Below are 12,630 nucleotides of genomic sequence, written 5' to 3'. Positions count from 1 at the left end.
GTCCGGGACGTTGCGCCCCTAGGATGGTCCCGTGCATCCATAACAAGAAAAGGGACCCGCCATGCAACTGTTCAAAGCGTTGCTCCTGCCGCTGCTACTCATCGCCAGCCTGATCGGTTTCGACAAGGTCCACGCCGCCGGCGACCTGACCCGCCGCACCCAGCCGCTGCCGGACCTGGTGCTGGGCTCGGACGACAGCGATTACTTCATGTCGCAGAACGAGTATTCGCTGGAGACCGGCAAGGCCTACCAGCTCAAGGTCATCTCCAATGGGCAGAAGGAATGCGCCTTCCAGGCACCGGAATTCGCGGTGTCGATCTTCCTGCGCAAGGTCGAGGCCGGTGGGGTGGAGATCAAGGCGATGACTCTCACCGAACTGGAGTTCGAAGACGCCGGACAGGCGGAAATCTTCTTCGTGCCGATCAAGCCGGGCAGCTTCCCGTTCTACTGCAAGGGATTGGAAGCCAAGGGCATGTCCGGACGCTTCGTGGTCCGCTGATCGGCTGCGCCATGTCCACGCTTGGCCGCATCGGTCTCTGGGTGACGCTGTTCTTCGCGGCGGTGGCGCTGGTGTGCCTGATCGTGCTGCTGCGCCAAGCGCGTCACGACGTGCAGCGCGAGCTCGATGCCGCCCAGGCAGTGGTGGCGCAACTGCGCGTGCTGGCTCTGCGCGACGCCGCCGCGCTGCAGCCCGATCTCACCGAGGGGCTGCGGCATGTCCGGGCCCACTGGCTGAATGCCTCCGATGCGATACCGCAAACGCCCGAGCCAGACTGGTTGACGGCCTGGCTGTACGGTGGATCGATGAGTGGCGAGACCCTGGCGCTGGCCGATGGACGGCGGCTATGGGTGAGCGTGGAGCCGCGCGACGAAGTCGATGAGGTGCGCGATTCGCTGGTCCAGTTGCTGGCGTTATTCGCCCTGGCCCTGGTGGTCAGCCTACTGGCGATCCGCTGGGCGGTGCGCCGCGGATTGCGGGTGCTGGCCGAGCTGCTCGGCGCTCTGGAGCAGGTGTCCCGGGGCCGGCTGGAGGTGCGCCTGGCTGGCCATGGCCAGCCGGAAACGCGCCTGTTGGCCGATCACTTCAACCGTATGGCCGGCGCCCTGCAACAGGCCCGCGCCGATAACAGCGAGCTGACCCAGGCCCTGCTGGCCTTGCAGGAGCGCGAGCGGACCCATCTGGCGCAGGCCCTCCACGACGACCTCGGCCAGTACGTCGCCGGGATTCGCGCCCAGGCCTGCCTGGCTAATGCCCTGAGCGGCCAGCCCCAGGCCCAGCGCAATGCGTTGATCGGCCTGGAGCGCAACTGCGGCCTGTTGCAGGAAGGGTTTCGTGCCCTGACCCGCGAGTTGTATCCGGTGATGCTCGAACACCTGAGCCTGGACGCGGCGATCCGCCAGCTCGGCGAGCAGTGGCAGGCGACCCAGGGCATCGATTGCCGGATGCGCCTGAGCCGCCATCTTCCCGAACTGCCGCTGGCGTCGAGGGCGCATCTCTACCGCCTGTTGCAGGAGGCGCTGACCAATGTCGCCCGGCACGCCCGGGCCGGACGCGTTTTCATCCGCCTGCAACCGGGGGCGGGGCACTTGCGCCTGTGGGTGCGCGACGACGGTCGCGGTGCCGCCGGGCCGGTGCGGGCCGGGATCGGCCTGCGCTCGATGATCGAGCGCGCCCGCTGCCTGGGCGGCGAATTGAAGGTGCTCAGCCGCCCCGGTCGTGGCTGGGCGATCCGACTGGACATCCCGATGCTGGAGGCGAGCCGATGAAAATTCTCCTGGTAGACGACCATGCCGTGGTCCGGCAGGGCTACGCGAGCCTGCTCCGTACCCTGCTTCCGCACGTTCAGGTGAGCGAAGCGGGCAGCGGCGAGGAAGCGCTGCGGCAGACCCAGGCGGACATTCCCAGCCTGGTGATCATGGACATCGGGCTGCCCGGCATCAGTGGACTGGAGACCACCCGCCGGCTGCACCAGCGCCTGCCGCAATTGCGCGTGCTGTTCTTCAGCATGCACGACGAACTGCCGTTGGTACGCCAAGCCCTGGACAGTGGCGCAGCGGGCTACATCACCAAGAACTCGCCGCCGGACGTGCTGGTGGAGGCGGTGCGGCGCATCCTCGCCGGCTATCCCTACATCGAACAGCCCTTGGCCACGCAGCTCGCCTGTCACGCCACCCAGGGCGAAGACAGCGACCCGCGCCTGCGCGGCATCACCCAGCGCGAATTCGAAATCTTCGTGATGCTCGCCAAGGGCCTGCCGGCCCGGCAGATCGCCGAGAAGCTGTGCATCAGCGCCAAGACTGTCTCCAACTACCTGACCCTGCTCAAGAGCAAGCTTCAGGTCAGCTCCCATGCGGAGCTGGTGCACCTGGCGATCGATACCGGCGTGCTGCGCCTGGGGGAACGGGAGATGCGCCCGGCGTCGTGAGGAGGCGCCAAACCCGGCTCCCCTGTGCGGTGTCAGACCTGCAAAGGGCTCCCTCACTTCTCCCAATCGACCGGACACGCCGTGCAGCCTTCCATGTTGGTGTTCTGGAACGTCGCGTAGTGCCGGCGGGCACCAGTGAGGATGGCGTTTTCCAGGTTGGTGTCGTTGAGCTTGGCTTCCTGCAGGTTGGCGTCGGTGAGGTTCGCACCTTTCAGGTCGGCCTTGCTTAACCAGGTCATTTCGAGACTGGCGGCCACCAGCCGGGCATCGTGAAACGTGGCGCCGCTCAGGCGTGCGGATTCGAGATCGGCGCCGGTGAGGTCGGCGCGGTCAAAGTGGCTGGCCTGGGCGAACAGGCCCCAGCCCCGGATGGCCATCAGACTGGCGCCGCGCAGATCGGCCAGGCGCAGGTTGGTCTGCTGGAGGCTGGCGCGGTTGAGATTGGCGCCCTGCAGGTTGGCCTTTTCCAGATTGGCCAAGTCGAGGCGACTGTGGCGAAGGTCGGCACCGCGCAGGTCGGCACCGGAGAGGTCGATCCTGCGCAGGTCGAGGTGGCTGAGATCGGCGTTACGCAAATCGGCGCCCGGGCAATGGCTTTCCGCTTCCAGGCGGCAGCCGCCGATGACCGGCATCTCGTCGTCGGCGAAAGCGTTGCCGCCCATCAGCAGGGCAACTAGCAGTAGGCGAAGCATGGCGGGATTCCTGTGGATAACGGCAAGGGCCGCGCCCCCGGCGGAACAGAGGCGCGGCGTGGCGATCAGCGGCTGGCGCTGGCCTTGTCCCAGCTCGGCAGCTTGAATACCCAGAACGAGCCGCCCTGGGCCACCGGCTTGGTCAGCTCGGCCATGTCGCCGCCCCACAGGGGCACGGCGCCGCCGTAGCCGACGGTCACGCCGAGGTACTGCTCGCCGTCCTGCTCCCAGGTGATCGGCGGTGAGATGATTCCGCTGCCGGTCTGGAACTTCCATAGCTCCTTGCCGGTTTTCGCGTCGAAGGCCTTGAAGTAGCCGTCGCCGGTGCCGGTGAACACCAGGTTGCCCTTGGTCGCCAGCACGCCGGCCCAGAGCGGCAGGCGCTCCTTGTGTTCCCAGGCGACCTTGCCGGTGGCCGGGTTCATCGCCCGCAGGATGCCGACGTGATCGTCGTACATGCGCTTGATGCGGAAGCCTTGGCCGAGGTAGGCGGCGCCTTTCTTGTAGGTGACCTCCTCGGTCCAGTAGTCCTCCTTCCAGTGGTTGGCCGGCACGTAGAACAGCCCGGTGTCCTGGCTGTAGGCCATGGGGTTCCAGTTCTTGCCGCCGAGGAAGGGCGGCGAGACCTCCACCGCCTTGCCGTGCTTCTCGCCGGGTTCGGGTTTCGGCGGGCGCTGGCCTTCGATTTCCACCGGGCGGCCGGTTTCCAGGTCGATATGGCTGGCCCAGGTGATGTTGTCGACGAAGGGGAAGGCGTTGACCAGTTTGCCGTTGCTGCGGTCCACCACGTAGAAAAAGCCGTTGCGGTCGGCGTGGGCGGTGGCCTTGAGGGTCTTGCCGTTCTTGTCCTTGTAGTCGAACAGCACCAGCTCGTTGTTGCCGGAGAAGTCCCAAGCATCGTTGGGGGTGTGCTGGTAGAACCATTTCACTTCGCCGGTGCTGGCATCGACGCCGACTTGGCCGGAGGTGTAGAGGCTGTCGTAGTCGGCCGGCTTGCCGTCCTTGGCGGTGCGTGCCCAGCCGTTCCAGGGCGCAGGGTTGCCGGCGCCGACGACGAGGGTGTTGGTTTCGGCATCGAAGCTGGCGCTCTGCCACGGGGCGCCGCCGCCATGGCTCCAGGCTTCCGCCTTGCCGGTGGGCGAGTTGGGATCGTCCGGCCAGGACGGCGCCTTGATGTCGCCGGTGGGTGTACTGTCCTTGCCGTTCAGACGGCCCATATGACCTTCGACGAACGGCCGCATCCAGATCTCCTCGCCGGTTTCCGGGTCGCGGGCGAACAACTGGCCGACCACGCCGAACTCGTCGCCGGAGCTGCCATGGATCAGCAGCACCTTGCCGGTCTTGCCGTCCTTCACGATGGTCGGTGCGCCGGTCATGGTGTAGCCGGCCGCATGGTCGGCGAACTTCTTGTTCCACACCACTTTGCCGGTGTCCTTGTCGAGGGCGACGATGCGCGCGTCGAGGGTGCCGAAATAGATCTTGTTGCCATAGATGGCGGCGCCGCGGTTGACCACGTCGCAGCAGGGGCGGATGTCCGAGGGCAGGCGGTGGGCATAGCTCCACAGGCGCTTGCCGGTACGCGCGTCGAGGGCGAATACCCGCGAGTAGGAGCCGGTGACGTAGATGACGCCGTCGTGGACCAGGGCCTGGGATTCCTGGCCGCGCTGCTTCTCGTCGCCGAAGGAAAAGGACCAGGCCGGCGTCAGCTTGAACACGTTGTTGGCGTTCACCTGGTCGAGTGGGCTGTAACGCTGGGCGTGGGTGCCCAGGCCGTATTGCAGGACGTCCTGCGGCGTCGCGTGGTCGTTGGCGATGTCCTCCCAGGCGACCGGCTTGGCGCTGGCGAACGGTGCGGCGGCGAGACCGCCGGCGAGCGCCAGGCCATGGATGAGGCCGGCGAGCGGATGCGGGCGGCGAGGGTACTGTCTTGTTGTCATGTGTGCGGTTCCCCATGTCGATTCGGCCGGGCGCCCGGTGGCGTCCGGCGAATCGATACTGCTCGCCGCCTCCTCGAGCCGATACGGAAAAGCTCCCGCGAAGAGCGGGAAAGATTCCCGGATGGCTCATCCCTTGGCCTTGGTCGTACGCCCTACTACCAAGGGAGTAGTCGCTGAAAACCAAAGCAGGATACTGGGATAACGCCGCCCTTCCTAAGATTCGATTCAACGCGCTCCGCCGGGGCGCCTGGCCTTGCACAGCATTACGAAGAGGGTGAAGTTATGAACAAGAACATCGCATGGCGTGCACTGATCGGCGCAGGGATTCTGAGCGCTTCCGGGTTGGTGATGGGTCATGGCGACGTCACCCCGCAGGCGGTCAACACTTCCGACCTGGAGCAACTGGGCACCGAGTGGCGCGACGAGAACCCTTACCGCGAACCCTACGAGAAGCACGCCAAGGCCGTCGAGATCGGTACTTCCGCCTACAACCAGAACTGCGCCCGTTGCCATGGCCTGGAAGCCATCTCCGGCGGCATCGCCCCTGACCTGCGTTATCTCGAAGCCGGCCTCGAAGGCGACGAGTGGTTCAAGGAGCGGGTGATCAACGGTGCGGTGCGCGACGGCGCCGTGTACATGCCGCGGATGGCCGATTACCTGAGCCAGGAAGCGCTCTGGGCGATCCGTACCTACCTGGAAAGCGTCGCCGTCTCGGAGTAGGCCCATGCGCCTGTTCGTCCTGCTGTTCAGCCTGCTGCTCGCCGGGCAGCAGGCCCTGGCACAGATTCGCCCGTATGACGACATCGTCGCCTCGGGCGTACTCAAGGTCGCGGTGTACCAGGACTTCCCCCCTTACAGCTACAAGCAGGACGGTCAGCCGCGCGGAGTCGACGTCGCCGTGGCCGGGGCGCTTGCCGAGGGCCTTGGGCTGAAGCTGGAGCTGCTCTGGATGGAGCCCGGCGAAAAGCTCGACGACGACCTGCGCAACTACATCTGGAAGGGCCACTACCTGCGCCCGAACGAGCACGCGGACCTGATGATGCGCGTGCCCTACGACCGAGACTTCACCTTCAAGCGCAACGAACTGGGCGAGCTGATCAACGAGCGGGTAGCCATGTTCGGCCCCTACCAGCGCGAGTGCTGGCAGGTGGTCTACGACACCCGCCGGCTGAAGGACGTGCCGAGCATCGCGGTGTTCCAGTACCACCCTATCGGGGTGGAGCTGGAGAGCGTGCCCTCGTTCTATCTGTCGTCCGTGATGGGCGGCCGGCTCAGCGGCCATACCCAGCATTTCCGTACCCCTACCGAAGCCTTCGCCGCCATGCGCGCGGCCAAGGTGGATGCGGTGATGGGCCTGCGCGGCGAGCTGGACTGGCTGCTCAGCCATTCCGGCGACGCGAAGCTGAAGGCGGCGGAAAACGCCTACCCGGACATGGGCCGGCAGGTATGGGACATCGGCATGGCGGTACACGAAAGCAACCGCCAGTTGGCCTACGCGGTGGAGGAGGTGCTCGAAGGGCTGATCCTCGACGGCAAGGTCAAGAAACTCTACGAGGCCGAAGGGCTGCGTTACGAGCTGCCGGGTCTTTATCAGGACGTTCAGTGAGTCGGGGTGGAATGTCCCAACCCGAGTCGAGGGCGCGTCACCCACTCTGAGGGGAGTCGGCGATGGATATGCGTAGCCTGCTGCTGCTGGCCCTGCTAGGCCTGTCGGGACACCTGCCCGCCGAGGGCAAGGACCCGTTGCAGTCGGCCATGTGGGACTTCTACCACCGCCGTCTGCTGGATGGGGCGCCCGTGGTCTTCGATCAGCGGGTGCGCCTGGAAGTGCCGCCGTTCGCCGAAGATGCGCGGCAGGTGCCGATCCACATCGACGCCAGCGCCCTCGACGGCGAGGTGGTGAAGATCATGGCCTGGGCCGAGCTGAACCCCATCCCGCACATTTTTACCTTCCATCCCGGGCCACGCCTGCGCCCGTTGCTGGCGATCCGCATCCGTGTCGAGCAGGCCACGCCGATCCGTGCCGCGGTGCTGACCCGCGACGGAGTCTGGCATGTCGCTTCGGCGCGGGTCGATGCCGCCGGCGGCGGCTGTACCGCACCCAGTGTGGTGCGCGCCCAGGAGGGTTGGGAGGATCGCCTCGGCCAGGTGCTGGGCGGGCGTTTCCCGCGCGGCGAATTCGACCGGTTGCGCCTGGAAGTCTCCCATCCGATGGACAACGGCCTAGTTGGCGGCATTCCCGAGTTCTACCTCGACCAGGCCGAGCTGCGTTCGGCAGACGGCAGCGTGCTGGGCCGGCTCGAGCTGTTCCCGGCGGTGTCCGAGAACCCCTCGCTGACCTTCGAAGTACGCGGCGACGAGCCGACGCGGCTGTGGTTGCGCGACAACAGCGGTAACGAGTTCGAAGCCGATTTCTAGAAAGCCCAAGAAGCTCCAGATCAGAAGGAGACGCCATGAACCTGTCCCGCTTCATCCCGTTGCTGGTCCCTGTGCTGGGTCTCGTAGCGGCGGTCAGCCTGCCCTTCGTCATGTCATTGCAGGGATAGCACCATGCGCCCGCTGATCCTTACCTTGCTGCTCTGTTTCACCCTGCCGGCATGGGCGGAACTCGAGTACCGCCTGGAGCCCCGGCAGATCGCCGAGGACACCTGGCTGCTGGAGGGCAGCACGGACAACTTCGCCCAGGCCAACGGCGGCAACATCGTCAACATCGGCTTCATCGTCACCGGGGCCGGCGTGGTAGTGATCGACACCGGTCCCTCGCGGCGCTACGGCGAGGCCCTGCGCCAAGCCATCGCCAAGGTCACCGACAAGCCGGTCGAGCGTGTGCTGCTGACCCATCACCATCCGGACCATGTGCTGGGCAACCAGGCGTTCACCGACGTGCCGATCCAGGCCCTGGCTGGCACCGCCGAACTGTTGCGCCAGCAGGGCAACGCCATGGCCGACAACATGTACCGCCTGGTCGGCGACTGGATGCGCGGCACCGAGGTGGTGCTGCCCGGCGAAACGGTCGAGCCCGGCGTTCTGGAGGTCGGCGGACATCGGCTGCATCTGCTCGGTCTGGGTGGCCACACCGGCGCCGACCTGGCGATCCTCGACGAGACCACCGGCGTGCTGTTCGCCGGCGACCTGGTGTTCTACCAGCGTGCCCTGACCACGCCGAACAGCCCCGGCCTGGATGTCTGGCTCGACGACCTGAAGGTCCTCGAGCAACTGCCCTGGACCCTGATCGTCCCCGGTCACGGGCCGGTGGCGCGCAACGACGCACCCTTCGCCCAGATGCGCGACTACCTGGGCTGGCTCGACGGCGTGATGCGCCAGGGGGCGCAGAAGGGCGCCGACATGAACGAGTTGATGCAGGTGCCGATCCCCGAGCGTTTCGCCGGGGTCAGCTTGACCCGCTACGAACTGATCCGCAGCGTCAGCCACCTGTACCCGCGCTATGCCGCCGAGCGGCTGCGGCGAGTGGATCGCTGACGGGCGGCCTCAGCCGACCTCCAGCTCCCGCACCGGCCGCACTTCCACGCAGCCAACCCGCGCCGCCGGGATCTTCGCGGCAATCTCCAGGGCCTGTTCGCGGTCGTCCGCTTCCACCAGGTAGAAGCCGGCGAGCTGCTCCTTGGTTTCGGCGAACGGGCCGTCGAAGTAACTCGCCTTGCCGTTGCGCACCCGCACCGTGGTGGCGGTGTCGACCGGTTGCAGGGCTTCGGCGGCGATCATCCGGCCGCTGGCCTGCACCGACTGGGCATAGGCCAGGCATTCTTCGTCGCGGGGGCTTTCCGGCAGGGTGTGCAGCAGTTTTTCGTCGCTGTAGACGAGGCAGAGGTATTTCATGGCGCGTCTCCTTGTAATCGAGGCGGTGCCGTCCGGACACCGCGCTCCCCACTATAGGCGACTCACTGCAGACTGAGCATATCGCCACGCTCCTGTTGCCAGTCTTCCAAAGTGGGCGCGGCCTGTTCGCCGGTCATGCGGTGGATGATGCTGAAGTAGTCCTGCTTGTACGGATCGCGCATCACCTCGTCGCGTGCCTTCACCTTCACCGCATAGATGCTCTGCACGTTCTGATGGTCGAAGGCCCGCCACTCCTGGCCGTCCTTGAGCAATTGATAGCGATGGTTCTCCAGGGCCGCGATCAGCGCCTCGCTGTCCAGGCTGCCGCTGCGGCGCACCGCATCGGCCCACTGACGGACGATGTCGTAGGCCGAGGCGGCGGCGCTGCCGGGGTATTCCTGGTGGGCCTTGACGAACGCCTCGACGAAGCGCTGCCCCTCGCTGCTCTTTTCCAGTTCCGGCACGCGCCAGGTCCAGGCCTCGGTGCCGATCACACCCTCCATCACACGCGGCCCGGCCTGCTGGACGATGCTCTTGCTCAGGTTCGGCACGATGATTTGCATGCGCGAGCCGAGGCCGAGGTTGCGCGCCAGGCGGATGCTGTGCAGCAGGTCTTCGCCCAGCAGCATGACCACCAGCACATCGGCCTCGCTCTCGGCGGCGCGCTGTATCGCCTTGACGTAATCCTCGCGACGCGCGTTGTGCGAGGGGATGCGCGTATAGCCATGGCGGGCGCGGTCCTGGCTGCCGGTGGCGGCGCGCAGGGCACTCTCCATGCTGCGGCCCCAGGCGTCGTCCCGGACGATGTAGTGGTAGCGCCGCCTCGGCATGTGCCAGGACAGGTATTCGCCAAGCACCTGGGCGCTCATCCAGGCGCTGTTCGATTCGCGGAACAGGTAGCGGTGGCCTTCGCGCCCGGTGACCTCGTTGGCGTAGCTGAGGGTGGCGAAATAGAGCATGCCCAGGGCATGGGCGCGCTTGCCGGCGGCGATCGCCTCTTCGCTGGTGGCGCCGCCGAAGACCATCCGTGCGCCCAACTGGGCGAACTTGTCCACGTTGCGTTCGGCGGTCTCCTCGCGGGAGGCGGAATTCAGGCTGAGCAGCTCCAGCGGCCGGCCGAGCACGCCGCCCTCGCGGTTGATGGCCTCGATGGCCAGCAGGGCGCCGCGCTTGAGTTCCACACCCTCGGCCTTGTACGGGCCGGTGCGGGGGAAGTTGAGGCCGATCCGGATCGGCTCCGCCGCCTGCGCGGCCAGGCCGAACAACAGGACCATCAGGAAAATGAGTCGGTGCATGGCAGGTCTCCTTCGCCAGTCGATGCGGTTCTTTTAAGCCGCGGCGCCGGGCCTGGATATGCTCTTTTGCGCGCAAAGACCTGCGACTTAAGTCGCCGTCGTGCTTTCGGCATCCTGCTCAAGCGCCCGAGGGGCGGGCCTTGCAGCGAGGTATTGCTACCAAGTGATGAGAAAAATCCGTACTGCGTTCAATTGTTGGCCGGGCGGGCCGAACCAAGAATTTCCGACAGACCGGGAAAACTTCCCGGCCAATAACAATGAACCCGCAGAGGTAGCCGCAATGAAGCACACCGGTCTTCGCAAGCCCTTCGCCCTGACGGCACTGTGCGCCGCCATGGCGATGTCCAGCCTGTCGGCCATGGCCGTCACCGACGAGGAAATCCTCAACGACGCCAAAACCCCCGATCAGGTCGTGACCAACGGCCTGGGCCTGCAAGGGCAGCGCTACAGCACCCTGGACACCTTGAACGCCAACAACGTGACCCAACTGCGGCCGGTCTGGGGCTTCTCCTTCGGCGGTGAGAAACAACGCGGCCAGCAGGCCCAGCCGATGGTGAAGGACGGTGTGATGTACCTCACTGCCTCCTACTCCCGCGTGTTCGCCGTGGACGCGCGCACCGGCAAGGAACTCTGGCAGTACGACGCCCGCCTGCCCGACGGCATCATGCCCTGCTGCGACGTGATCAACCGCGGTGTCGCCCTCTACGGCGACCTGGTGATCTTCGGCACCCTGGACGCCAAGCTGGTCGCCCTGAACAAGGACACCGGCAAGGTGGTCTGGAAGAAAACCGTCGCCGACTACAAGGCTGGCTACTCCATCACCGCCGCCCCGCTGGTGGTGAAGGGCAAGCTGATTACCGGCGTGTCCGGCGGCGAATTCGGCGTGGTCGGCAAGATCGAGGCCTACGATCCGAAGAACGGCGAACTGCTCTGGACCCGCCCGACCGTGGAAGGCCACATGGGCTACGTCTACAAGAACGGCAAGGCGGTCGAGAATGGCATCTCCGGCGGCGAAGCCGGCAAGAGCTGGCCGGGCGACCTGTGGAAGACCGGCGGCGCGGCGCCCTGGCTGGGCGGCTACTACGATCCGGAAACCGATTCCCTGCTGTTCGGCACTGGCAACCCGGCGCCGTGGAACTCGCACCTGCGCCCCGGCGACAACCTGTTCTCCTCCTCGCGCCTGGCGCTGAACCCGGACGACGGCTCGATCAAGTGGCACTTCCAGTCCACTCCGCACGACGGCTGGGACTTCGACGGCGTGAACGAGCTGATCTCCTTCAACTACGAAGAAGGCGGCAAGACCGTCAAGGCCGCCGCCACCGCCGACCGCAACGGCTTCTTCTACGTGCTCGACCGCACCAACGGCAAGTTCATCCGTGGTTTCCCGTTCGTCGACAAGATCACCTGGGCCAAGGGCCTGGATAAGAACGGCCGGCCGATCTACAACGAGGAAAACCGTCCGCACGCTCCGGGCGATACCGCCCAGGCCAAGTCCGTGTTCGTCGCCCCGTCCTTCCTCGGCGGCAAGAACTGGATGCCCATGGCCTACAGCCAGGACACCGGCCTGTTCTACGTCCCCTCCAACGAGTGGGGCATGGACATCTGGAACGAAGGCGTCGCCTACAAGAAAGGCGCGGCCTACCTCGGCGCGGGCTTCACCATCCACCCGCTGAACGAGGATTACATCGGCGTCCTGCGCGCCATCGATCCGAAGACCGGCAAGGAAGTCTGGCGCTACAAGAACTACGCACCGCTGTGGGGCGGAGTGCTGGCCACCAAGGGCAACCTGGTCTTCACCGGCAACCCGGAAGGCTTCCTGATGGCCTTCGACGCCAAGACCGGCAAGAAACTCTACGAGTTCAACACCGGTTCCGGCGTGATCGGCTCGCCCATCACCTGGGAAATGGACGGCGAGCAGTACGTCTCCGTCCTCTCCGGCTGGGGCGGCGCGGTCCCCCTGTGGGGAGGCGAAGTGGCCAAGCGCATCAAGGACTTCAACCAGGGCGGCATGGTCTGGACCTTCAAGCTGCCGAAGGACATGGTCGCCAAGCGGTGAGTTGAACGCGGTGGAAGAAGGCCGGCTGGATAGCCGGCCTTTTTCTTTTTATGCGAATGCGGGAGCGTACTTGACGACTTTGAAGACGAGCTCAACCCGTGCCGTGTTAGGAATACAATCTACGGTGAGTACTCACCTGAGCTACTTGTTGCCGAGTAGAAGATTTCAATCGCTCGGCAACCGTTCGAACGCCGCCGCATACAACCCCGCTGCGTCACCCAGCAGCAGACGGAACGCCGCGAACACCTCGCCGTTGTCCAACTGCGGCTCGTTGCAATACAGCACCAGCGCCAACTGCTGCGCCGCGTTCAAACGTTCCTGCCCGGCTTCGAATAGCTCGTCCGAGCTGAGGCGGGTATTGGTGTAAAGCACGGGGCGGGTGGTCGT

At 65.8% G+C, this 12,630-nt stretch carries 13 protein-coding genes; 8 read left to right on the top strand and 5 right to left on the bottom strand.

The window, feature by feature from the left end; genetic code table 11:
• Positions 1–61 precede the first annotated feature (61 nt).
• From BZL41_RS24200 to BZL41_RS24190, 3 genes are read left to right on the top strand one after another with little or no spacing between them, the layout of a single operon-like run.
• A complete protein-coding gene (locus BZL41_RS24200) occupies positions 62–499 on the top strand; it encodes a copper-binding protein (protein ID WP_095601621.1) in 438 nt (145 codons plus the stop codon).
• 11 nt (positions 500–510) lie between these two features.
• The gene (locus tag BZL41_RS24195; RefSeq protein WP_095601620.1) at positions 511–1,767 is read left to right on the top strand and encodes a HAMP domain-containing sensor histidine kinase; all 1,257 of its coding nucleotides are present in this window, start codon (positions 511–513) and stop codon (positions 1,765–1,767) included.
• The gene (locus BZL41_RS24190; RefSeq protein WP_095601619.1) at positions 1,764–2,426 is read left to right on the top strand and encodes a response regulator transcription factor; all 663 of its coding nucleotides are present in this window, start codon (positions 1,764–1,766) and stop codon (positions 2,424–2,426) included. Before BZL41_RS24195 ends, BZL41_RS24190 begins: the two co-directional genes overlap by 4 nt.
• A 53-nt stretch (positions 2,427–2,479) precedes the next feature.
• Here the strand turns inward: BZL41_RS24190 and BZL41_RS24185 are convergent, their stop codons facing one another.
• Positions 2,480–3,118: a pentapeptide repeat-containing protein gene (locus BZL41_RS24185; protein ID WP_095601618.1), complete on the bottom strand. Its 639-nt coding sequence runs from the start codon at positions 3,116–3,118 to the stop codon at positions 2,480–2,482.
• Between the two features lie 65 nt (positions 3,119–3,183).
• Positions 3,184–5,055, bottom strand: coding sequence for a quinoprotein ethanol dehydrogenase (gene exaA / locus BZL41_RS24180; protein ID WP_095601617.1), 1,872 nt, complete (start codon positions 5,053–5,055; stop codon positions 3,184–3,186).
• Positions 5,056–5,337: 282 nt separating this feature from the next.
• Here exaA and pedF point away from each other — a divergent pair, with 282 nt between their 5' ends.
• From pedF to BZL41_RS24160, 4 genes are all read left to right on the top strand, one after another.
• The gene (pedF, locus tag BZL41_RS24175; RefSeq protein WP_095601616.1) at positions 5,338–5,775 is read left to right on the top strand and encodes a cytochrome c-550 PedF; all 438 of its coding nucleotides are present in this window, start codon (positions 5,338–5,340) and stop codon (positions 5,773–5,775) included.
• A gap of 4 nt (positions 5,776–5,779) precedes the next feature.
• Positions 5,780–6,661 (top strand): ABC transporter substrate-binding protein, encoded by an 882-nt coding sequence (locus BZL41_RS24170; protein ID WP_095601615.1) that lies wholly within the window; start codon positions 5,780–5,782, stop codon positions 6,659–6,661.
• 62 nt (positions 6,662–6,723) lie between these two features.
• Positions 6,724–7,473: a quinoprotein dehydrogenase-associated SoxYZ-like carrier gene (locus BZL41_RS24165; protein WP_095601614.1), complete on the top strand. Its 750-nt coding sequence runs from the start codon at positions 6,724–6,726 to the stop codon at positions 7,471–7,473.
• A 132-nt stretch (positions 7,474–7,605) separates the two neighbouring features.
• The gene (locus tag BZL41_RS24160) at positions 7,606–8,535 is read left to right on the top strand and encodes a quinoprotein relay system zinc metallohydrolase 1 (protein WP_095601613.1); all 930 of its coding nucleotides are present in this window, start codon (positions 7,606–7,608) and stop codon (positions 8,533–8,535) included.
• 9 nt (positions 8,536–8,544) lie between these two features.
• Here the strand turns inward: BZL41_RS24160 and BZL41_RS24155 are convergent, their stop codons facing one another.
• Both BZL41_RS24155 and BZL41_RS24150 read right to left on the bottom strand, forming a co-directional pair.
• Positions 8,545–8,892 carry a YciI family protein gene (locus tag BZL41_RS24155; RefSeq protein WP_095601612.1) on the bottom strand — a complete coding sequence of 116 codons (348 nt, stop codon included), beginning with the start codon at positions 8,890–8,892 and terminating at the stop codon, positions 8,545–8,547.
• 62 nt (positions 8,893–8,954) lie between these two features.
• A complete protein-coding gene (locus BZL41_RS24150; RefSeq protein WP_095601611.1) occupies positions 8,955–10,187 on the bottom strand; it encodes an ABC transporter substrate-binding protein in 1,233 nt (410 codons plus the stop codon).
• A gap of 280 nt (positions 10,188–10,467) precedes the next feature.
• On the opposite strand from BZL41_RS24150, the gene BZL41_RS24145 reads away from it, so the two are divergent.
• Complete coding sequence (locus BZL41_RS24145) at positions 10,468–12,243, top strand: PQQ-dependent methanol/ethanol family dehydrogenase (RefSeq protein ID WP_095601610.1); 1,776 nt, start codon at positions 10,468–10,470, stop codon at positions 12,241–12,243.
• A 165-nt stretch (positions 12,244–12,408) separates the two neighbouring features.
• Here the strand turns inward: BZL41_RS24145 and BZL41_RS28705 are convergent.
• Positions 12,409–12,630, bottom strand: a 222-nt coding sequence (locus tag BZL41_RS28705; protein ID WP_095601609.1) for a hypothetical protein, incomplete at its 5' end; no start/stop codon positions are given.

It is taken from the genome of Pseudomonas sp. PIC25, assembly GCF_002286785.1.
Lineage (GTDB): Bacteria > Pseudomonadota > Gammaproteobacteria > Pseudomonadales > Pseudomonadaceae > Pseudomonas_M.
Note: the sequence above shows the minus strand (reverse complement) of the source record. Positions and strands in the feature narration are given on the sequence as shown.